The following is a 20,711-nucleotide window of genomic DNA, read 5'->3' on the forward strand; positions in this document are numbered from 1 at the left end:
TTAAAATCTTTGTGGAATAAAACAGAAAATATACTTCATGAATATTTGAGCGAAGCTATTAAAAAAGATAAATCCCCACTTGTAACGATGAAGACGGCTATTGAAGACTTAGATAACATCGATTCATCTTCTATGATGTTTAGATACCCTTTTGATGATAAATATGAGAATGCACAAATGATAGGAGATAAAGAACACAATTATGGTATTGATTATGAACATCTAAAACTAACTTTTAATGAAGCTTATAACTATTTTGAAGGCTGTTTTTATACTATTTTCAACAAGTATGAGAATTTAGATACTATACCAATCCTGTAAGTATGCTCGTAGGAGTGTGAACATCACCTAACATAATATTCACGCTGCGGGCATACGCCCTTGGCTCGGCATTCGCCGGACACCCAACATACGTCGGGTCGTGAATAGAGGAACGTTATGTGAAATCAATGAGAAATTTAGTAAGAGGATGAGGAAATTGAATTTAATACAACTTAAGATTCCAGCAGGCTATGCAGTAGTCTATAACAAATTTTATGATATAGAACCTATTCTTAGCCAAGACAGTGATTATTTCATTGAGAATTGGGGTTTCTTCACAGAAGATTTACTACAAATAGTTAAATTGAAAATTAAAAAAGGGAAATGGTATGTGCCCGAAAGAGAAGATACGATACTCTTCGATATAGGATGGTATCCTGATTCAAATATTAATGGAGAGTATAGTTTACAACTTGTAGATGGGAACTGGAATGAAATTAAAAGCATGTCTTCTAAAGATCGTTTTGTAATAAAAGAGGCACTTGAAAAATGGCTGGAAGAACAACAAAGAATGTAAATAGAAATTTATTGTGTAACTCAAAGAGGACATTGACTTCACATAACATAATATTCACGCTGCGGGCATACGCCCTGGGTCCGGCGTTCGCCGGACACCCGACATACGTCGGGTCGTGAATACAGGAACGTTATAAGAAATCGATGGATATAGCGGAGGAAAAGTAATGACAAGAATGAGTCATGCAATTTTTAATAAACAAACAGAAAATTTAGTATGTGCGCTTGATGTGGATAGCGAATATTACAAGTATCAAGACAAAAGAGATAAATTCAGTTGCAAATTCTGCGGTGTTCAGGTGCAGTTTACAAGAGGAAAAGATCATAATGATCCCCATTTCAAGAACTGGCCATTAAAAAATCATCTAAGTAAATGTGCCATTCCTAATATTGAGAAGCAAAAAGAGAAATTTGAAAATTACGGGGAGATTGAGCAGTTAGTATCTACAATATTACCTAGATCACAAAGGTTAAAGGATGACAATTCTACTATAAATATCAATAGGGCAAATAGAGCAAAAGAATTTGGAGGAAGAAGAAGCAGAAAGTTTATTTATTCTCTTGTAAACTTATTAGATAGTAGAAACTATTTTAATCTCAAGAAGGACTATGAAGAGTTAGAACTACTGACTGAAGATGGAAATATAATAAAGTTAAGAGACTTAGTAGGCTCACAGGATGATATTATTCAAAGAATTGATACTACAAATGGGGAAGGGGTTATCTGTATTTTAAGAGGCAATACTAGAAAAGCTAAGACAATTAAAAACAACATAGTGATCCCATTAACCAGAGGTAAAAACCCTGCATATAAGAATACAAAAGATTTTTCCTTATTTATCAGATGGGATTATGTTGAAAAAAACAAAGAGTTTATTGAATCAATAGAGAATGCATTAGTTATTTGTTATGGGGAAGCGAAAACAACTCAATATGGTACTGAATTAGAGATTTTTTCAATTAAGAGTCAAATTGTAGTGTTGAAAAAATATGATAACTAGATCTGTGCGGGGATAATCAGGAGGTCATCGACATCTGATAACATCATATCCACGCATCGGAGCCTGGCGGCTCCTTGGTCCACCCGAGGGGGATCAGCATGGAAGCAGAATCAGGCGGACACATCCGCACCGACTAAGCGCATCGCGCCCGGCTGCTGTCGCAGCCTTAAGTCGGTGGGACGTCGTGGATACACGATCGTTATACGTAATTAGCAAAAAATAAAATAGTAGGGGAACAGATATATGAATGAATTTGACAAAATCAAAAAAATATTCGACTTTCTTACCCAGCATCTTGAAGATCTTGAGGAAGATTCTTCTAGTGGGTACGGATTTAATATGCCAGACTATGATTTATATGCTAGAGATTATTTAGAGTTTGCAGAGAATCAGTTAATTGAAGGAACACCCGAGGCTTTAATAAACTGTATCTCAAATTTAAAACGAGCTGTAGATTGTCAGACTGATACCTTTTTATATACTCTTTCTTTGTTTGATACTTTTAGAAGGCGAAATTTGAAGTTTGAAAAAAAGCTTGAATTGATCAGTTCAATTGGTGTGTTCAATTCAACTTCGCTAGCTAAATTAAATAAAATTAGAAATAAGATGGAGCATGAATACGCTCTTCCACAGATTGACGAAATTGATTTATATTTCGATCTCGTTTCAGCATTTGTATCAAATCTCGAATCCGTGATAACTGTATTGCAATGGGATGAGATAAATTTGTATGCCAGAGACAATGAAGATGGATTCGACACTAATTTCAGATTGAGACTAGATAGATCATTAGAACCTAAAATGATAGCAACATGGAGTTTACCACATAGTAATGAAGATATTATAGAAATAACTTTCAATGAGTATAAAGGTTTTGCTTTTTATCTAAGATGTCTTTATATGCTTAATATTAAAAAAGCTTTTGCAAGTAACAGTTATGTTAAAAGAAATATTGAAAAAGCGTTTAACAAACTACAGATTGATTTGGAAGAGAATTCAGGAAGACGGTAACAACGTATAACATAATATTCACGCTGCGGGCATACGCCCTTGGTCAGGCGTGCACCGGACACCCAGCATACGCTGGGTCGTGAATACAGGAACGTTAACTGAAATTGCCGGAATAGATACTAAATCAATAGTTGGAGGTCTATTATGACAGGAAGACTTATAGATATTTTCGAGGAAGCAAATGGGAAATTCCTTAGAAGTGACAATGAATTGTTAAAGTCAAAAGTATCTGAGCGGACACTGTGTGGCGCACTGATGATTCACTTAAATGATTGTATTCGGAATTCTGAATTTGCTGGATACAAAGTAGACGTTGAATACAATCGTAATAAAAACGGTAAAGTAAAGACTCATATAAAAACAATCAATGGTCCTAATGATGTTGTAGTGAAGATAAATTGTGATCTGATCGTACATAGTCGTGGAAACAATATTATTCAAGATAATTTAATAGCAATTGAAATGAAAAAATCTAATAGGAAGCAAGAAGAAAAAGATAATGATAGATTAAGATTAGTTGCTCTAACAAAAGATAGTTATGATGATATTTGGTCTTTTGATGGAAAGACCTTGCCTGAGCATGTTTGTAGATATGCATTAGGAATCTATTATGAAGTGAATTATCAAAATCGAGTTATACTTCTTGAATACTATAAAAAGGGAAATAAATTTGATATGAAAAACATAAACTTTTAAAGATTTGTATGTAGTTCTAGATGCCAGCAACTTCAGTTAACATTATATTCTCGCTTCGGAGTCTGACGGCTCCACGGGCCGCCCGAAGAGATTAACAGTGAAGTTTAATCAGGCGGACACACCTGCGAGGCTAAGTCCGTCGGACCCGGCAGCTTCGCTGCCTTAAGCCTCTCGGCGTCGTGGATACGGGAACGTTATAGGAAATCAGCGCAAATCAATAAAAATAAAGGATGTAATTAAATGCTTGATTACATATGGATTGATGACGAAACATCAATATTAAATCAGGTCAAAGGTCAATATAAATACGCTTTAATCATTACTAATCCTTTTATTCAAATGCCGCAAGGCTGGTACAACAATAAAAAAATTAGTGGCCTTGAATATACATACCCAACAAATGAGGAAATAATTGAGTATGGTAAACCTGTTTTGTGGAGTCAAATATTAAAGCTAACTGAACTTGAAGATTTAAGAAGTTTAGCTTTAGCGATGAAAACATACATATCAGCATTAAATAAATTCTATGCAAGGTCTGATTTAATGGAGAAACTTAAACTAGGGTTGCAAGAAGACGTATATTTGCCTAACGAAGATAAGATCTCTCAGTTCTTAATTCCAACAATAATTGAAGTGTTTAAATCAAGGGGAATTACAAAAATTCAATACTCAGAGCCGATATTTGATACAAGTGGCGAAATACTAATAGATGATATTACAATTCAAAACTTTTATGAAATGGCACCTTCAGAAATTATTGTAACAGACGAAACTAATGATACAGCATTTTTAAGTGTTTATGATTCATTTATTACACTCATGTTAACCAATGATATAAACACGAAGGAAACAATTCTTAGTGCAGGTTGGGAAGCGATTGAATGTAATGAAGATACAATGATTAATTGGTATCTTAAGTAAATAAACTTCGATATGTAGATGATTCAAAGAAGTCACTGACATCCTATAACATAGTATCTACGCTGGGGCTACGCCCTTGGTTCGCAAGAAGTAATAGCAGAGAAGTGGAATCAGCTCACAACCCTACGAGGCTAAGTCCGTCGGACCCAGTCACTACGCTCCTTTAAGCCTCTCGGGTTCGCAGATACAGAGACGTTAGCTGAAATTATTGCAAGTTAAACAAGGGGGAGTTAATCATGGGAGATTTTATTATCAGTAGTCGTACTATTGATGTTTTTTTTAATATATTGTCTTCTAAATCTACTGTTAATGAAATATCTGAATTATTTGAAAGCGAAGGTATATACGAAAAACCTAATTTTTCATCGAAACATTCTGGAGCAAGAAAATCAACTGCTGATGCATATGTCAGTAATCTTGATTTGGGCAATAAGACTGACGTACAAAAGTTAATAAGGGTGATTGAAACCTATTTAATAAAGAATGATAACGAATATTTTAATATTAGTGAAGATATTCGATTTACTCAATTAATAAGATTATTGAATAACGATGGATTTGATTATTCAAATGGAAAGATACTTCCAGTGAATGGTGTATTTGTTAGTCAACCAGAATCAATGTTTGATACCTATAGTTTAGAGCACGTAAAGAAAGACTGGGATAGAGCAATTAAAGAGAGTAATACTGATCCAGAGGATGCTATTACTGCAGCGAGATCTATGCTAGAGAGTACTTGTAAGTGGCTAATGAATAGAATGGAAATATCATATACAGAACGTGATGATTTGCCACAACTTTATAAGAAAGTTGCTGATAAATTAGAGTACTTTCCTGATATAGATGGCGAGAGGATTGTTAAACAATTTACTGGATCAATGTCTGGAATAGTTTCGGCTGTTGCAGAGTTTAGAAATAAGTACGGAGATTCACATGGAAAGAATGAACATTATATACCTCCGACATCAAGTCATTCTGTACTAACCGTCAATCTCAGTGGAGCGTTATGTACTTTTCTTTTTGAAACATATATGACAAATAAGTATATCAAAGAAGGCAATAACATCAGCTAACATAATATTCACGCTGCGGACATTCGTCCTGGGTCCGGCATTTGCCGGACACCCAGCATACGCTGGTTCGTGAATACGGGAACGTTATAGGAAATCAGCGCTACTACATATAGTGAATCTAGGAAAATTATGATGATAAGGAGCATGATGCATGAATATTGAACTGGTTAGAGCGCAAGTAGCTGATGCTCAGAAGATATGGAGTATGCAGAAAGAAGCTTTTGATGAGCTTTTAAAGAAGTATCAAGATTTTGATACTAATCCAGCAAATGAGTCATTAGAGAAAGTAAAATATCGTTTAGAACAAGATGATACATATTACTATTTTATTCGAATAAATGACGAAGTTATTGGAGCAGTGAGAGTTGTTGATAAAAACGATAGTAGTAATAAAAAGATCAGTCCCATATTCATACTTCCGAGGTTTCAAAATAATGGATACGGGCAGTTTGCAATGAAATCAGTAGAAGAAATTCATGGTGAACATGGTTGGGAATTAGCTACGGTTTTACAAGAGTCCAGAGATTGTTACTTTTACGAGAAAATGGGGTATAGCCGTACAGGAGCACAAATAATAATTAACGAAAAAATGACTATTGTGGGCTATGCAAAATAATAAGTGATTAGAAGAATCATTTATGATAATTATTGAAACGACGCCTGGAAGACTCCTTCAGCAGATATGTAAAATCAAAGCGGGTGGGGATGGAATACTTGATTTAGTAACTCGAAGAAGGCACTGTAATCCTATAACATAACATTCAACGCTTCGGCCGCTTCGTCGACCTTCGGTCCCGGAAGCAGAATTCGAGGAAGCGATTGCCGGGACACATCCACCATTGGTGGACGTCGTGAATGCGGAACGTTATAGGAAATCAGCCAAAAACTCAAGAATGTAAAACATTTATAATCAAAGGAGCTTGTGTATATGATCTCTACATACGTTCGACGCATTCAAGAAGTATACCCAAATTTACATATTCAAGATGTTAAACAAAATGAGATCGGTCAGAATAATGACGTATTTATTCTTAATCAATCTCTCGTCTTTAGGTTTCCAAAGTATAAGCAAGGATTAGAAAAATTAAAGCGAGAAACGGAGTTGTTAGAAACTATTAGAAAGACTGTAACAATGCAGATTCCCTATCCAGCCTATAAATCATTTGACGAGCTGGAGGTGGGGAAGACTTTCATGGGTTACAAGCTGATTGAAGGTGCTCCTTTTTGGAAGGAAGAATTATTAACTATCAAAAGCCAAAACCATATAGATACAATTGCCTCACAACTTGTTACTTTTCTTATTGAACTCCATTCTATGGACATATCGAGAGCAGTTGTTTCTCAAAAACAACATGAAAGTGTACATAGAATTATAGAAGATCTGTTTATTAGAATAAGAGGGAAACTCTTTCCATTTATGCGAGTGGATGCGCAAGAAAAAGTAGTAGATAAGTTTAATACATTTTTAAATAATACTCATAATCAGAATTTAGAGAAAACCTTTATTCATGGAGACTTTGGAGCAGGCAATATCATATGGAATCGAAAAGAAAACAGAATTGCAGGAGTTATTGACTTCGGTGGCTCAGGACTTGGGGACCCAGCATATGATTTCGCAGGAATTCTTTCTAGTTACGGAGAAGAGTTTTTTGAAATATGCATTAATCTATACCCGGACGGAAGACAAATTTCAGAAAGAGTTCATTTTTATAGAAGCACCTTTGCTTTACAGGAAGCTCTACACGGGATAGATCATAATGACCCGAAAGCTTTTGAAGATGGAATTAAAGAATTTAGATAAAACAACTTAATTATTCGTTTTAGTGAAATAACTCAGTAAGAGTGATTAGTATTGAGTGTTTCAAAGAAGGGCCGACATCCTATAACATTGTATCTACGCTGCGGGCTTTGCCCTTGGTTCGCAAGAAGAGGTGAGCTAAGAAGTGGATTCAGCTCACAACCCTGCGAGGCTAAGTCCGTCGGACCCGGTCACGTTGCTCCCTTAAGCCTCTCGGGTTCGTAGATACACAAACGTTATCTGAAAGATACTTAAAGCTAGGGAATAATTATAGAAAACAATAACAGACTTATTCTTGAAGGAGTCCTATGGAGAAGTGGGAAAAACTTATTGAAATATTGCTAGATGAAAGTGCTTCAGATGCCGAGCGAGACGACGCAGCCATGGATCTAAGTGAATATAATCATAAAAATGTAATGAAGGCCTTAATGATAACGGCAGAACATGATAAAACTGACAACATGATAAAAGCGAGCTGTGGTGAATCCCTAGCCATGATTTTTATACAGAATGATCGATTTGAAAAAGAGATTTATAAAAAACTAAGAGGCATAACGAAGACAGAATTTGAAAGCAACATCAATTCAAAAAGAAACGATTGGAAGAAATACTTAGACATAGAGACATAAGGAGTAAGAAGAATCGGAGACGACGTATCCATCAGATAACATAATATTCAAGCAGCGACTCCTTCGGAGTCTTGGTCTGCGGAAGGAATACGGAGAGGAAGTTCAGCAGACAACCCCTTTGGGGTTCATGAACACAACAACGTTATCGGAAATTCCTTAAATCTTTATATGAAAAGAGGATCAATATTGAGAACTAAAAAAAACGATAACAATGGCATTGAATGGACATATAGAGAGATATGAAATGGTCGATAGTTGTACTAGTTGCAATCATTATATTGATACTATCTTTACGAATCAGCGCAGATCAAAACGTCACTAATATTTTATCTATAGGCGGAAGCCTAGTGTCAATCATACTCGGGATTGTAGCTATATTAATTTCAGTTATACAAAATAACAGCTCTGCAAGATTAGATGGGCATGTCTCAACAACTTTAGCTTTAATTAATCAAAAATTAGAATCAATAGACAGTCAAATTAATAAGATGGAACCATATTCTAAAGAAACATTAGAAGCATCAGAAGTAGAAACTCAAGGAGAAAAAACCACACGGATAAATGGCATCTATAGTACTAATAAGGAATGGGGAGGGCCTGAGTTTGTAAGAGAAATAAAAAAAGAATTATCTCAAATAAACGAAGAATATCAATTGATAGATTATAGTATTATACCGTTGAGAATAGGACAAGATAACGTATTTAAATTCTCAACTAGCATAAGTTTATTGTTTAAAGGACATATTAAAGAAAATATATTGGAACAGATTATTCAAAGTACTCTGAGTAATATGGGAATCAATAGCTATCATAGCGAAGTATATATAAACGATAATTTGTAGTTGAATCTTTGAAGAAGGAACATCCGATAACATAATATTCACGCTGCGGGCATGCGCCCTTGGCCCGGCTTTGGCCGGACACCCGACATACGTTGGGTTCATGAATACAAGAACGTTATAAGATATTGGCGAAACCCATATAGAAATACTTTTGGGGGTGTTCGATGAAGAATTTGAAAACATGTAACGGAAAAATTATATGTCCGTGGTGTAACGGGAACGGCCTGATCTACAAAGCAATAATTAAAGGACTGGAAAGGATATTATTTGTCTGTAATGAATGTGAAGCAACCTGGGAAAGCTATGAAACTATTGAAGTCGATACGCGAATAGACTTAAGAACATATTTAGAATCAAGCGGAGTTAAATATGATGAAGTGAGTTCATTAGACAAAGATTATAATTGGATAAATGACTTGGAATTGAAGGTAAATGAAAACTATTATGATTGCCCTCTGCTGAATATAATGATTTGGTTAGGAGATTGTTACGATATAAATGCGGTAAGACATGTGATGGTCAAAAAATCAATATTAAAGGCATTAGAAGAAGAATTATCAGTCCCAATATCTATAGAAACAGCGGAAAAAATCTGTGTTGAATGTAAATATTCTTTTTAGTGATTTTAAGAAGACGCCAACATCTTATAACATAATATTCACGCTGCGGCTCCTTTCGAGCCAGCATTGGAGCATTCGCTTCATTTAATCAACCATCGCCCTCGGAAATGTCTGGGCTGGAAAACCGCTCACGAATCTTTCACAGAGGAACTGTCGCACTTGGTTTGACAATCTACCACATAAAAACGGTAGGTGAAATTAATGCAAATAAGATGAAGGTGGATAAGATTTACAATTTAATCCGGTTCGAGGAAACAAAACAACTGGTGGCGTATGCAGGATCTATAAGTATCAAAAACCCGACATAAATTGCGGGTTTTTGATACTTTATTGTTGGGAGATGAAAGGCGCTACCCAGTAAATTCCTGGACCCATGTGTTGTTATAATAAGCAATACCGATATGAGTATAACTATTATTCAGTATATTTGCTTTGTGGCCAGGGCTATTCATCCACTCCTTCATAACCTGGGTAGGGGTGGTTTGCCCTTTTGCGATGTTTTCTCCAGCGGTATTATATGTGATCCCGAATTCCTTCATCATATCGAAGGGGGATCCATGTGTTGGCGAATTATGATCAAAGTAACTGTGGTTGTACATGTCCTGTGCCTTGACCATAGCCACATTTGACAATTCTTCATTCCTACTCAAGGAACTTAATCCCATTTTGGCCCTTTCTTGATTGACCAAATCCAGAACCTGCTGCTCAAAATCTGTTTTATCCGTAGTATTTTTTTTACCTTCCTGTACTTGTCCTGTTGGCTCCTTATTTTCAGGATTTCCTGCAGGTGCCTGGTTTACTGGATTTCCATCCGGTGTTTGAATCAGATCCAACAAATCCAATGGAATTCCATTTTGGGCTTCTTTTGTTGTAATAGATCTCTCTTGCCAAGATGTAGCTGTTGATGATGCCTGTGTGAGGACAGAGTTTGGTGCAGCAGCATGATCATGAATTGAAATTTGTTTTTGCTCAGGAGTCACTTGTTTTTGCATCATATTGTTATGGGACGAACAGCCTGCCACCAATAATAATATTGTTAAAACGAAAAACTTTGCCATTTCCAACCTCCTAGATCCGTTAGTTAATAAAGTTCCCGGATTTATGTTCTCCTGTATGCCATTTACTTATTCCTAATATGGTTCTCTCCTTATCCAGTACTTTTTTATGATCAATACCATTTAGATCGCCTTGTCTTTTTTTGTGTCTCGAGGAAAGCAAAGCGTGTTGCGAATGGTTATGGATAAAGAAGGCCATATCGGGTCATAAATGCATCACGGGATGAATGTTATCTATTTCAACGGGATTCCTGATGATTGGAGTATTTCGATGGATAATAGGGAGAATCTATTCAAACTAATTTCACTCATTCATTATTGCCGCGAGATACAGTGTACTTTTCGAAGTCCTGCTTAACTAAACGCTCCGTTGGTGGGATAGACAATTTTATAGCGTATAAACCATATGCTGCATCATATAAAACAAACTGAAAGCTAGTATTTGATAATTCGTTGAAGTCAACAAATGCGTTTAACACAGTATTCAAGCTGCGGGGCTATCGCCCCTTGATTGACAGATGTATAATCATGGAAGAAATCTCAGTCAACAAACGCCCCAGCCTAAGATAAGAGCTATCTAAGGCCGGGGCGTTTCGTGAATACAAGAAAATTATGAGAAATCATCGTAAATAAATTACAAGATAGGAACTGTATAATGCTACTCATTATATACAGTTATGGCTAAGTGATTGAGATATTCGTTTTAACTAATCCTATGAGGTGGTTATATTATGCAAATAAGAAAAGCAACGATTAATGATGCAGAAGGCATTGCAAAAGTTCATGTGGATAGTTGGAGAACAACTTACAAAGGTATCATTCCAGATGAATTCTTATATAATCTATCATATAAAAAAGAACTGAATTATTGATCAAAAATATTGAAAGAGAAGATAATTTTGTAGTTATAGCAGAAAACCCAGAAGGAGAAATTATTGGATTTGCAGATTCTTGGAAGAGAGAAACAAATATAGTAGCCAATCCTAGTGATTTAACATCTATTACATACATAAGGAATATCACGGAAGAGGTTTAGGGAAAGAATTACTTAAACAACTGTTTCTACAATTTAAATTTTTAGGCTATCAAAAGATATTTGTTGAAGTTCTAGAAGATAATAAGACACGATATTTCTATGAACATTATGGAGCTAAATTATGTAAATCAATTCAAATAATAATCGGGGGAAAAGTTCTAAATGAATTAATTTATGAATGGGATAACATTAGCGAAATTATAAGTTTATTAAACTTTAATTGAAATAAAACCACATTTAATAATATTCTTGTATTTCATTGGAGTCGATGACATCTCATAACATTATATTCACGCTGCGGGCCTGGTAAGGCCATGGGTCGACCGGAACAAGAGAAGCAGATTCATAACGAGGCGAAATTCAGTAGAAAGGAAGCGGACTCAGGCGACAACCACTGAGAGGCAAGTCCTGACGGACCCAGTCGCTACGCTCCTTTAAGCCTCTCGGATTCGTGAATACAGCAACGATATCTGAAATCAGGACAAATATGTAATATCAAAACCTAGGAGTGTGATTCGACTTGGAGAACTCAAATTTAAAAGATCTTATTGAAAAATACCTGAGCGCATATAATACGTTTAACATTGATGGAATGATAGGAGTTTTGAATGAAAATATTCATTTTCGAAACATTTCTAAAGGTGAAGTGAATTCGGAAACAAAGGGGATTCAGGAATTTCGCACATTAGCAGAGCAGTCAATTCAGGTATTTTCTCAAAGGCGTCAAGTAATAAAGAACATTATTTTCGCAGGAGATAAAGCAGAGGTTGACATTGATTATGAGGGAATATTGTCCAGTGATCTCCCTAATGGAATGAAGGCAGGAGAAACATTAAAACTTCAAGGGAAATCAATATTTCAAATGAAAGATAAGAAGTTAATACTGATTGAAGATCATAGTTGAAACATTATTGAAAGTTATTCATAGATTACCCTGAAATCAGATAACAATATATTCATTCATCGAGCATACGCCCTCGGTCCGGCAGAAGCATTTCAGGGAAGCAGAGGCTGCCGGACATATTTGGCATACGCCAAGCGTCGTGAATGCGGGAACGTTAGCCGAAGTAAGTTCTTAGTTTAGGAGGAGTCTATATGATACTTGAAAAAGTTATAAATAGAATTGAAATACAAAGTGAATATAAGGATTTGGTTGATAAGTATATAGGTCAGATCCTTACCGAATTTAAAGGTAAGATTCATAGCGTTTATATGTGTGGCTCGATTCCAAAAGGTACCGCTAAACCTTTTAAGTCAGATGCGGACTTTACTATTGTCTGTGTAAATCCCAAAGATATTGATTACGAAAGATTGACAATTATTAAAGACAGGCTTTTGAAAGAATATCCCTTCGTCACTAAGATTGATACGATCATTTGCTCGATTGACGATGTATTAAGTAAACCGAATGAGTGGGGTTTTTGGGTTAAGATCATTTGTGTTTGCGTATATGGTGATGATATTGGTGAAAAAGTACCACCGATCGTTATTTCTCCAGCGTTCATTCTAGACTTAAATACAGAGACCAAGGAAGAAGTAGATCGTGTACGTCGTTCACTTTCTACTGCTAGTGATCACACGATGCAAACTAGATATATTAAAGGGTATTCGAAGAGATTAATTCGTGCATTATACTCTTTGGTTATAGTAGATACAGGTGTATGGCAAGATGACATTATTGAGATGAAGAATGACATAATAAACTATTGCGAGATTGACCCCGCTTTAGTTGAGTATCTGTATGCTTGTTACTTGGATAGTGATGTACTAGTTGAAGAGTTTCTGGGAATTGCAGATGAAGTATATAGCTATTTTGAGAATGCCTTAAATACTATGAGAAAATCATAAAGCAGTTTAAAAATTGCGATATCAGTACGGCTCGATACTCGACTCAGTATCTTAGTGGACTAAGCCGAGTATGCACTAAATTTCATAGTTGGCCAGGAACTCACTTGGTTACTTATCATAGCGAGGGTTATACTAGTATATAATGTTAGCTATCTTAGGCTGCTTCGTTATGCCGCGCATCATAGCCTGGTTTTAACAAGCTCCTATGAAGAGAAGCTCCTTCTGGATGAAATGATCTATTATAGATACAGATTACGTACAGATTGAACAATAGGAGCAGCTTGAATCGAACAAAAAAGTGGTGGTTGAATTGGGGTAACCGTTAAAGATTTACTGCAGCTTCCTTCATTTAGAGGAGCACAGGTGGTCACTGGAACAAGTAGGCTTCATCAGACCGTTTCCTCTTTATCTGTGTTGGAAGTGGCGGATGTCAATTTCTTCTCGCAAATTATTCAAACCGTTCAAGAAGAATGGTATGCTGAAGAGCTGGTCATCAGCTCTTTTTATTCGATTAAGGACAGCGTGGAGCAGCAATGTAAAACAGTTCAATACTTGCATGACCTTGGTGAAATGGGATTGATTTTGTACTATGTTGGCATTGTATTGCCGGATATCTCCGATGAAGTGCTTGAGCTGGCAGAATCGCTGAATTTTATTATCATTTGCATGCCGAGAAACGATTACTCGCTTAGGTATAATGAAGTCATTTATGAAGCCATGGAGGCAATCGTAAGCAATCAGAAGGTGAATGAGCATTTCGTGAATGAATCACTGGAAAAGGTCTCGCTGCTGCCGGAACATTTGCGGAGTGTGGAAATTACCCTTAAACTGCTGTCGGACCGGATGAAAGCGAACATCGTTCTGACAAACAGCAACCTGGATATCATCAATCGTGTCATGTGGCCGCGCAATTCATCGCTTGATGTGACGAGTCTGATCCGGTCCATGGCTCCTTCCATTTTGAACGGCAGAATGGGAGAAGGCGAGCTGGATTCGTCCTGCTTTGTTGAATACAAACGTGTTCATCAAAAAAACGGGGAGGTCCTTTACCTGTTTCTCATTAAAGAGAATACGAAGCTGCCTCCGAAGACGATGGATCAAATCAGCGAAGTGGTGCAGGTGGCCATTAATTTGTGGGGAGATAAGCATAATGAGGTCAGCGAGTACGCTTTGGTTAAAGCCATCGTGAATGATGAAAGCGAAAAAATGCGCAGATTGGCCAGTTTGCTCTATATTGACGTTTCCGGGATTCAAATGATGTGGCTCGTGTACATTCGGGATTTGTCGGAGGAAAGAAGGGTAAGGGAAGACTTAAAAGTGCATCTCTTGCAATATTACAAAACCGCGGTCATTCAAACGATCGATCACTGCGTTGTCGTGTTGCTAGGGAATTGTTCCTCTAAATACAATGAGTTTGAAATCGCAGCGGAATATATCGAGACGACGAGTCTCATCGCTGACATATCAAGCATCGTTTATTCTCCGAGAATGCGCAACACACAGGACGTACGCCGAATGTATCAGCTCGTAAACGGAGTCTCTAAAGAGGTTCACCGCATTTATCATCACCGCAAACTATACACCGCGGCTGAAGTTCGTTCTATGAAACGAGCCATAGACCTCAGTAAGCAAGGGGAAGAAATCACTGAAGAATGCTTGTCCGTCATGGAGCCAATTATGGACGACCCTGACGCATTGCAAACCCTGATGACTTTTCTGCTGGATGCGAAGGGGAATATGGATGATTGCAGCAAGCTGTTGTTCGTCCACAAAAATACGGTGAAATATCGCATTAAAAAAATTTGCGAGCTCATCGGATATGATGTGACCATCAATTCCGAATCGTACGATGTTTATACCGCCTGCATGGTCTACCGTCTCATTCATGACTAAAAAGTTCCGATGTTTTGTCCAATAAGACAAAAACATCGGATTTTTTTTTGTTTTCTGAAAAAGACGCTGACCTACTTCATCTTTTACAATAAGAAAACAATATTCGAACGAACAGGATTGGAGGGATCATATGAAAGCCGTTAAAGAGCATCAATCCTGGTTCAGTCTCGGGATCATCTGGGCTGGCGCAGTCATCAGCATCCCGAGTTTGTTGGTAGGGAATGCGCTGATTGCTGGCATGGGAGTATCAAAGGTATTGCTTGTCACGTTAGCAGGTTACTCCATTATTGTGCTGCTCATGATTTTGCAGGGGATTCAAAGCACGGATTTGGGAAGGCCGACGGTTCAGGTCGCAGGCCAGGTGTTTGGCAAAACAGGTTCTCGAACGATTTTGTCCATTATCCTCGCTATTGCGTGTCTTGGATGGTTCGGGATCCAGGCGAATGTATGCGGGGAAGCTTTGGCCAATCTGCTAGCCGAGATCGGTATAAATATTCCTGTACCGCTGGCATCACTCATCTGCGGTCTCGTGATGGTCGTTTCGGCCATGTACGGCATTAAAGTGCTGCGGGTGATCAGTTATATCGCCGTCCCTTTATTGATCGGAATCAGCGTGTACGGTCTGATTGAAGCATTGACTGGGGACTCTCTGCAGATCATCCAAAATTATAAGCCTGCTGCCGTTATGAATTTTACCGACGGACTGGCAGTAACCCTAGGTTCATTTGCGCTGGGGGCAGTCATCGCGGGAGATTATTCGCAATTTTCGAGAAAACGGTCTGATGTCCTGAAAGCCGCGCTATTCGGGATTGTTCCGGCAGGCTTGCTGATGATCGGTGCAGGAGCCGTCCTGACGATTGCTTACCAAGCCAGCGATATCACAGCAACCTTTTTGAGCATCATGACGCCGTTTGTTGGCGGTGTGATTTTGATTTTGGCTACATGGAAAACGAATCTTGTGAATGTGATTTCAGGTGGTTTTGCCTTAATTAACGTGTTCAACGTTTCGAAAGAGAAAGAAAAGTGGGCTGTCGGCATTGCGGGAACCCTTGGGACCGTACTCGCTGTCCTTGGCATACTTAACTATTTTACTCCGATCATGTCCATTCTGTCGGCTATGATTCCGCCAGTGGCAGGCGTGATGATTGCTTCGTATTGGGTGCTTGGCAAAGGGGATAAGAGACGCTGGCAAGAGGTTGAGGGTGTGAATGTGCTGGGCGTTGTCTCATGGCTTGTGGGCGCAATCATAGCCTGCACGCCTGTCGTGTTATCCTTGTTCCCAAGCCTGCCGCAGGTACCGAATCAGCCGTTGACCGGAATTGTCATTTCTTTTGTCGTATATTATATCGGCTATCGTTTATTTGCTCAGAAGACTGTTATATTGGAGGAATCATAAATGAGATATTTAGATGAAACAGCTGTTGAACATATTGCCGTCGGAGCAGCATTTCTGGGAACGGGTGGAGGTGGAGACCCTTATATCGGAAAATTGATGGCTCTCTCGGCCATTAAGAAGTTTGGACCTGTCAAACTATATTCCGTGGACGAGATTGGGGATGAGGACTTTTTCATTCCAGCCGCGATGATGGGGGCGCCTTCCGTATTAGTGGAGAAATTCCCTCGTGGGGACGAGTTTGTGAAGGTTTTTCAGAAATTAGCGAATTATTTAGGAAAAGACAAGATTGCGGGTACGTTTCCGATGGAAGCCGGGGGCGTCAATTCCATGATTCCGATTGTTGTTGCGGCACAGCTGGGACTGCCTCTGATCGACTGTGACGGTATGGGCCGGGCGTTTCCGGAGCTTCAGATGGTGACGTTTAACCTGGACGGTATTCCAGCGACACCGATGGCCATAACGGATGAGAAAGGGAATATTGGCATCTTTGAGACCATCGACAACAAATGGACAGAACGGCTCGCCAGGGTAGCTACAGTCGAAATGGGGGCCAGCTCTTTAGTCAGCCTGTATCCGGCAACGGGTGCGCAAATGAAGCAGAGTGGTGTCCATCATATCGTAACCCTGTCCGAACAGATCGGAGCAATCATTACCTCGAAGAACCGAGATGCCAAGGACAAGCTTCAAGAGCTGTTGAAACGGGTATCCGGCTATGAGCTATTTCAAGGAAAAATTGTGGATGTCATCCGGGAAACCAAGGGCGGATTTAATCTCGGCTGCATGCATCTTGAAGGCATTGAGGCGTTTAAAGCCGGGGAGATGAAGGTTCATTTTCAAAATGAAAACCTGATTGCCAAAAAGAACGGTCAGGTGGTAGCGATGACGCCCGATTTGATCTGTCTGGTTGATTACGAAACGTTGCTGCCTGTGACCACAGAGAGCCTGAAATACGGTAAACGCGTACGGGTTATTGGATTGCCCGCTCATGAAAAGTGGAGAACGGATAAGGGAATCCAAACCGCAGGTCCAAGATACTTCGGCTATGATTACGATTATGTACCACTTGAGGAAATGGTGAAAAAGGCGGTGGCTGACAATGTATAGAATCGGGATCGATGTAGGCGGCACCAACACAGATGCCATCATTTTGAACGAGAATCATCAGTTGATCCATGCGGTGAAATCCCCAACAACCTTGGATATTCGCACAGGGATTGAAACCTCGCTCCGGCAGCTGCTGCAGGGGGCGAATATTGATAAAAATCAAATCACACATGCCATGTTAGGCACAACCCAATGCACCAATGCCATTGTTGAACGAAAAAAGCTTGCCCAAGTCGGTGTCATTCGTCTGGGGTACCCGGCAACGGCTTCTGTTGCTCCGTACACGTCCTGGCCTGAGGACATGGTTCAAAAGCTATCGGGTAAATATGCTCTCGTACAGGGCGGATATGAATACGATGGCCAATTGCTTGGAGAAGTCGACGAAGGCGAAATAACGACTCTTCTGGAGGAGTGGCGCGGTAGTATTGAATCCATAGCGGTCATCGGCGTATTTTCATCCCTTAAAAATGACCAGGAGTTCCAGGTTCGCGATCTCATCCATCAAATGTATGGACCCGAATTTCCTGTTTCCTGTTCCTCATTGATTGGTTCGGTTGGTTTAATCGAACGGGAAAATGCGACCATCCTCAATGCGGCATTGTGCAAGGTCATTGAAACGACAACCGAGGGGTTTGTGCAGGCATTAGAAGAAGAAGGCATATTGGATGCAGCGGTGTTTTTATGCCAAAATGACGGTACCTTAATGTCAGTAGATTACGCTAAACAGTTTCCAATCCTGACCATTGCCTGTGGACCTACGAACAGCATACGCGGTGCCTCTTACTTGGCAAAAATCAAAGATACGATGGTTCTTGACGTGGGCGGCACGACTTCGGACATCGGCGTTTTGCAGGACGGCTTCCCGAGGGAATCGTCGGTTGCAGTCGAGGTTGGCGATATCCGCACGAATTTCCGCATGCCGGATATTATCTCAGTGGGACTGGGCGGCGGAAGTATCGTGCGCTCGGAGAATGGCAAAATTACAGTTGGCCCGGACAGCGTAGGATACAGGATCGGACAAGAGGCGCTTGTCTTTGGCGGGAATACGCTCACAACAACGGACATTGCCGTTCGACTGGGTCTTGCAGATGTCGGCGATCAGAGCCTGGTAGAGCATCTGGATGAAGAATTTGCTAAACAGGTGCAGGACGAAATCGCAGCCATCATAGAACAGACCATTGATAAAATGAAGACATCTTCAGGTGATGTTGAGCTTGTGTTGGTAGGCGGAGGCAGTGTCGTGATTCCGGACACCATTCGCGGGGTATCCCATATGATTAAGCCTGAGAACGGGGGCGTGGCTAATGCCATTGGTGCGTGTATTGCCCAAATCAGCGGACAATATGAGCAGATTTACATCTATTCTACAGAGCCCCGTGAGGCAGCATTAAGAGATGCTCGGGAAAAAGCCGTGAAACAGGCGGTACTTGCTGGCGCCGATCCTGCGACGGTTGAGCTCGTGGAAGTGGAGGAAACCCCGCTCGCTTATCACCCGGGAAATGCGACGAGGCTTCGAGTGAAAGTCGTAGGAAACATGAAGTAGAAGAGGGGCTTCACATGAGTTTATACAACTTGTGTGGGGCTTTTTTTTGTTATCGATGAGGTGCAAGTTGATGAGCGGAAAAGCCTGAGCAGCGAAGCAAAGCCCGCTGGATCGTATGGACATGGGAAATACGTATTATGCTAACAGTACCTTTTTTACAGAATTTTCTTTCGTTATTATATACGTAGTTCGGATAATGGATAGGATGAGTGGCAATTCACGAAGTACATTAATTAGATGTTAGATGAAACACTACGGAATAGATTATAAGAAAAGAGGATATTGATAGAGATGTATGAGTATTTACCAACTTTAAATAAAACAGCAGAAAAGTATCGTACTAAAGCACAAAGAGAACTAAAATACTGCGTTACTTGTCAGCCTTATGATGGTGGCAGTTATGTTTGGATAATGGGAGAAGAAACAACTGTAGAAGAGATTTTTGACAGTATTGATTGTCCAGAAAGATATAGAGATGATATTGTAGAACATCTCGGATGCCCTAATTGTGGAAATAGTTCGTTTGATCGTTATGATACTGTTGGTACAGAGGACAACTATAGAATACGGGTTGAAAGTCATTACAACAAGGCACTCAGTAAATATAATAATAAGATCCAAAGCTTTAGAGAGCATCTTGAACAATTCCCCTCATTAGCAGGATCCCATCCTCTAGGTAGAAAAATTTTTAAAGAAATAAGAGAAAAGAAAGTAGACTCGATAAATGTTGGAGTTACTTCATGGTATAGAGCACGTGGTGTAGACCACTCAAAAGTGTTTGATAGTAAGGATTTGCATGCCCCCCCAGTAGGGAAATCTTCTGGAGGAAGATTTCATCATTCAGGACAAAGTGTATTATATCTTGCTGATAGTAAGGACTTAGCTATGACGGAAGCACTCGAAGATCCATCTGTCCCTTCGATTATTTGGATACAAGAATACAAGTTGATAGAAACGATCGATAATGTATTGGATTTAAGATATGACTGGGATAATTTTGGTCAATTATCTAATCTGACAATGGCAGCATTACTTGCTTCAGGATGCATTTTTGAACGTGTTCAAGATAGAAATAATAAATGGAAACCACAATACTTCATCACTAGTTTTATTGCTGATTGTGCAAGATCAGCAGGTTACAGTGGGATACTTTACTCCTCAAGCAGAGATAGTGGTTTTAATTTGGTACTGTTTAATAATAATGACAACATACAACCAGTAGGTAAGCCAAATATATTTATTTATGAAGGAAGAGGCAGTGTTAATTTCTTTGATGATAGTTTTATAGATTTTTAGTATTTCTATGAAGTCGTGGTGCATCATCTAACATCATATCCACGTATCGGAGCCTGACGGCTTCTCGGTCCGCCCTAAGGGGATTGGCAGGGAAGTGGAATCAGGCGGACAC

The 20,711-nt window shown here is 39.1% G+C and carries 23 protein-coding genes and 1 pseudogene; 23 read left to right on the plus strand and 1 reads right to left on the minus strand.

Annotation, left to right across the window (positions count from 1 at the left end):
• Positions 1-9: 9 nt before the first annotated feature.
• From AAIH57_RS12465 to AAIH57_RS12525, 13 genes and pseudogenes are all read left to right on the plus strand, one after another.
• The gene (locus tag AAIH57_RS12465; protein ID WP_430021808.1) at positions 10-321 is read left to right on the plus strand and encodes a hypothetical protein; all 312 of its coding nucleotides are present in this window, start codon (positions 10-12) and stop codon (positions 319-321) included.
• A gap of 148 nt (positions 322-469) precedes the next feature.
• A complete protein-coding gene (locus AAIH57_RS12470) occupies positions 470-838 on the plus strand; it encodes a hypothetical protein (protein WP_430021809.1) in 369 nt (122 codons plus the stop codon).
• A gap of 166 nt (positions 839-1,004) precedes the next feature.
• Positions 1,005-1,838: a hypothetical protein gene (locus tag AAIH57_RS12475; RefSeq protein ID WP_430021810.1), complete on the plus strand. Its 834-nt coding sequence runs from the start codon at positions 1,005-1,007 to the stop codon at positions 1,836-1,838.
• A 243-nt stretch (positions 1,839-2,081) separates the two neighbouring features.
• Positions 2,082-2,849, plus strand: a complete 768-nt coding sequence (locus AAIH57_RS12480) for a hypothetical protein (protein WP_430021811.1) — start codon at positions 2,082-2,084, stop codon at positions 2,847-2,849.
• Between the two features lie 144 nt (positions 2,850-2,993).
• Positions 2,994-3,545, plus strand: a complete 552-nt coding sequence (locus AAIH57_RS12485) for a hypothetical protein (RefSeq protein WP_430021812.1) — start codon at positions 2,994-2,996, stop codon at positions 3,543-3,545.
• 240 nt (positions 3,546-3,785) lie between these two features.
• Positions 3,786-4,466 carry a DUF2711 family protein gene (locus AAIH57_RS12490; protein ID WP_413034519.1) on the plus strand — a complete coding sequence of 227 codons (681 nt, stop codon included), beginning with the start codon at positions 3,786-3,788 and terminating at the stop codon, positions 4,464-4,466.
• A 236-nt stretch (positions 4,467-4,702) separates the two neighbouring features.
• On the plus strand, positions 4,703-5,539 hold the full coding sequence (locus AAIH57_RS12495) for an abortive infection family protein (protein ID WP_430021813.1): 837 nt from the start codon (positions 4,703-4,705) through the stop codon (positions 5,537-5,539).
• Between the two features lie 151 nt (positions 5,540-5,690).
• Positions 5,691-6,155 carry a GNAT family N-acetyltransferase gene (locus AAIH57_RS12500; protein WP_430021814.1) on the plus strand — a complete coding sequence of 155 codons (465 nt, stop codon included), beginning with the start codon at positions 5,691-5,693 and terminating at the stop codon, positions 6,153-6,155.
• Positions 6,156-6,467: 312 nt separating this feature from the next.
• On the plus strand, positions 6,468-7,340 hold the full coding sequence (locus AAIH57_RS12505) for a phosphotransferase family protein (protein ID WP_430021815.1): 873 nt from the start codon (positions 6,468-6,470) through the stop codon (positions 7,338-7,340).
• Between the two features lie 305 nt (positions 7,341-7,645).
• The gene (locus AAIH57_RS12510) at positions 7,646-7,966 is read left to right on the plus strand and encodes a hypothetical protein (RefSeq protein WP_430021816.1); all 321 of its coding nucleotides are present in this window, start codon (positions 7,646-7,648) and stop codon (positions 7,964-7,966) included.
• A 347-nt stretch (positions 7,967-8,313) separates the two neighbouring features.
• Positions 8,314-8,808, plus strand: a complete 495-nt coding sequence (locus AAIH57_RS12515; RefSeq protein ID WP_430021817.1) for a hypothetical protein — start codon at positions 8,314-8,316, stop codon at positions 8,806-8,808.
• Positions 8,809-8,972: 164 nt separating this feature from the next.
• Positions 8,973-9,428, plus strand: a complete 456-nt coding sequence (locus AAIH57_RS12520) for a hypothetical protein (protein WP_430021818.1) — start codon at positions 8,973-8,975, stop codon at positions 9,426-9,428.
• Positions 9,429-9,485: 57 nt separating this feature from the next.
• A pseudogene (locus tag AAIH57_RS12525) lies at positions 9,486-9,596 on the plus strand (IS30 family transposase); the annotation flags it as partial.
• A 182-nt stretch (positions 9,597-9,778) separates the two neighbouring features.
• Here the strand turns inward: AAIH57_RS12525 and AAIH57_RS12530 are convergent.
• Positions 9,779-10,486: a CAP domain-containing protein gene (locus AAIH57_RS12530; protein WP_430021819.1), complete on the minus strand. Its 708-nt coding sequence runs from the start codon at positions 10,484-10,486 to the stop codon at positions 9,779-9,781.
• 728 nt (positions 10,487-11,214) lie between these two features.
• Between AAIH57_RS12530 and AAIH57_RS12535 the strand changes: the two genes are divergently transcribed.
• The 10 genes from AAIH57_RS12535 (at position 11,215) to AAIH57_RS12580 (ending at position 20,599) form a co-directional block, all read left to right on the plus strand.
• Positions 11,215-11,355 (plus strand): hypothetical protein, encoded by a 141-nt coding sequence (locus tag AAIH57_RS12535; protein WP_430021820.1) that lies wholly within the window; start codon positions 11,215-11,217, stop codon positions 11,353-11,355.
• Positions 11,352-11,519, plus strand: a complete 168-nt coding sequence (locus tag AAIH57_RS12540; RefSeq protein ID WP_430021821.1) for a hypothetical protein — start codon at positions 11,352-11,354, stop codon at positions 11,517-11,519. Before AAIH57_RS12535 ends, AAIH57_RS12540 begins: the two co-directional genes overlap by 4 nt.
• A 20-nt stretch (positions 11,520-11,539) precedes the next feature.
• On the plus strand, positions 11,540-11,743 hold the full coding sequence (locus AAIH57_RS12545; RefSeq protein ID WP_430022143.1) for a hypothetical protein: 204 nt from the start codon (positions 11,540-11,542) through the stop codon (positions 11,741-11,743).
• Positions 11,744-12,039: 296 nt separating this feature from the next.
• Entirely contained in the window at positions 12,040-12,423 is a 384-nt protein-coding gene (locus tag AAIH57_RS12550) for a nuclear transport factor 2 family protein (protein WP_076290123.1), read from the plus strand.
• Positions 12,424-12,614: 191 nt separating this feature from the next.
• Positions 12,615-13,367 (plus strand): nucleotidyltransferase domain-containing protein, encoded by a 753-nt coding sequence (locus AAIH57_RS12555; RefSeq protein ID WP_175398371.1) that lies wholly within the window; start codon positions 12,615-12,617, stop codon positions 13,365-13,367.
• A gap of 363 nt (positions 13,368-13,730) precedes the next feature.
• Positions 13,731-15,260, plus strand: a complete 1,530-nt coding sequence (locus AAIH57_RS12560; RefSeq protein WP_430021822.1) for a PucR family transcriptional regulator — start codon at positions 13,731-13,733, stop codon at positions 15,258-15,260.
• A 130-nt stretch (positions 15,261-15,390) separates the two neighbouring features.
• Positions 15,391-16,656 carry a cytosine permease gene (locus tag AAIH57_RS12565; RefSeq protein ID WP_430021823.1) on the plus strand — a complete coding sequence of 422 codons (1,266 nt, stop codon included), beginning with the start codon at positions 15,391-15,393 and terminating at the stop codon, positions 16,654-16,656.
• Positions 16,657-17,760 (plus strand): DUF917 domain-containing protein, encoded by a 1,104-nt coding sequence (locus AAIH57_RS12570; RefSeq protein ID WP_430021824.1) that lies wholly within the window; start codon positions 16,657-16,659, stop codon positions 17,758-17,760.
• Complete coding sequence (locus AAIH57_RS12575) at positions 17,753-19,303, plus strand: hydantoinase/oxoprolinase family protein (protein ID WP_430021825.1); 1,551 nt, start codon at positions 17,753-17,755, stop codon at positions 19,301-19,303. Before AAIH57_RS12570 ends, AAIH57_RS12575 begins: the two co-directional genes overlap by 8 nt.
• A gap of 291 nt (positions 19,304-19,594) precedes the next feature.
• Entirely contained in the window at positions 19,595-20,599 is a 1,005-nt protein-coding gene (locus AAIH57_RS12580; protein ID WP_175398375.1) for an RES family NAD+ phosphorylase, read from the plus strand.
• The last annotated feature ends 112 nt before the right edge of the window (positions 20,600-20,711 follow it).

The sequence above is a fragment of the Paenibacillus sp. MABNR03 genome (assembly GCF_050455445.1).
Taxonomy (GTDB): Bacteria; Bacillota; Bacilli; order Paenibacillales; family Paenibacillaceae; genus Paenibacillus; species Paenibacillus xylanilyticus.